The sequence below is a fragment of the Porphyromonas sp. HMSC065F10 genome, assembly GCF_001808555.1.
Classification (GTDB): Bacteria; Bacteroidota; Bacteroidia; order Bacteroidales; family Porphyromonadaceae; genus Porphyromonas_A.
Genome location: NZ_KV793808.1, coordinates 1 through 1,798 on the forward strand (window position 1 = coordinate 1; position 1,798 = coordinate 1,798).

Consider the following 1,798-nt stretch of genomic DNA (forward strand, 5'->3'; position numbering starts at 1 on the left):
AATGGTCAGACCTTCACCGTGTCGGAGGAGGATCTGCTGAAGATCTTCAAGGAGGGTGCCGTTTCCTACGCCTACAACGTCCAAGTCACCACGACGCCCGACATCTCCTCCGGTGTCTCCGCCGACGGTGGAGCCGTGACGATCAATGCCACGGCAACGAAGCAGAAGCTCGTCGGCGGCACGCCCGATCCGACTACGCCCGCCGAGACGATCACGGGTGGGGACAAGTTCTCCTATACGGTGACCAACGGACCCGTCGACTGGATCAGTATCAGTCCGACAGGCATCGTGACTGTTTCGCCCAATACAACTTCTGCCATCCGTGTTGCGACGATTGCCGTAAGCCCCAAGGAGAACCCCTCCGCTTCCGGAAGTATCAACATCACTCAGCTCGGCAAGCCGGTCACTCCGACGACGACTCACGTCTATGCCCTGACTAGTGTCTCCCCAGATGCACTCCGTTTTGATGCTGCTGGTGGAAGTGGGACGCTTTCTATCGTCGGAGCCGACATTGAGTTGCGGGATGGTGTTCAGATCAAGACCACGCCTCTGAAGATCGCTGACGTGACGATCACGAAGGGTGCGGGAGCCGGTTGGCTTACGGTAGCCGTAGACGGCACTGTCACCGCGGCTAAGAATGTGACTACCGCTGCTCGCCGGGTGACTCTGACCATAGCTGTCACCGCTGATCCCTCTCAGGTCAAGACACTCGTTGTCTCTCAGGCTGCAGGCACAGGTGTTGACACCTCTGCACTGAAGTACAATCCACTCGCCTATGTGGCGAAGTATAATGTCGGTGTGTATGGTTGGGACACCAATCACACGATACCCTCGAGCAAGACCTATGAATATGTGCTGGAGGACTGGGATTCTGCCATGAGCAGCTATGAGAAACCACGATCAATCAGTGGCTCAAAAGAGACTTACAAGCTTCCTTCTCTTGAGGAATGGAATGGGATTATAGATGCTTACCCTACTATTGTGTTTAGAGGCAACGGTGACGTCCTGCATGACCAGATTAGTCAGGTAGAGGTTGCTGGTCGGATGTTTGATGCCACGAGCGACTACAAGTCGACCACTATTGCATTCAGCGGCAGCAGAATGAAGTGTACCGTAGCGCTCCGCTTCAATGGAGGCAGGCCCTTAGAGAATCAGTATCGCTCAGCCTGGCTATATTGCTGGGGTGCGAAGAACGTGAATGGCAAGAGTGTCAACGGCCTCTGGATCTATTGTGTCAACATCGCTGCACGTCAGAGTATCTCCACTGTAGACCAGCTGGATCAGAAATTTTGGGATCAGAGTCGCTCCTCTTCTGTTGTTCGGTTTTTCCCCGCTTCGGGCATTGTCTATGACGGCACCTATGCCGATTCGGGTACGGAAGGCCACTACTGGATTGCCAGATCTTTCCTTAAAGACAAAGCGTACAGTGTCAGTTTCGATGACAGAAGTATCGATATTAACTCCGCCGCCGTAGGGAGGACGAGTCGCTGCGCCGTCCGTCTTTTTTCCACGTCACCTCTTGATTAATCCCCGACGGCCTCTGTGCCGACGGGGAGCGGAATGAGTTCCGTCAGAGACATATCAAATATTTCAACCATAAGTATACAGATAAGATGAAAAGAACAATTTTCGGAATTCTATCGTTGGCGTTGCTTGCGGGCATGGGGCTCAGCTCCTGCAGCCTGAACAGCCGGCAGGAGGTGAATGCTGGTGGGGAGACGTACAATCCCTCCGCCGAGAAGATCACCTTCTCCTTTGCAGCCCCGCGGGGGCTTCCTACCACCTACGCCATCCATGA

Annotated in this window: 2 protein-coding genes; both read left to right on the forward strand. The window is 54.2% G+C overall.

The window, feature by feature from the left end; genetic code table 11:
• Nucleotides 1–1,527, forward strand: a 1,527-nt coding sequence (locus HMPREF2890_RS08390; protein ID WP_148130735.1) for a BACON domain-containing protein, incomplete at its 5' end; no start/stop codon positions are given.
• 86 nt (nt 1,528–1,613) lie between these two features.
• Nucleotides 1,614–1,798, forward strand: a 185-nt coding sequence (locus HMPREF2890_RS09010; RefSeq protein ID WP_148130736.1) for a hypothetical protein, incomplete at its 3' end; no start/stop codon positions are given.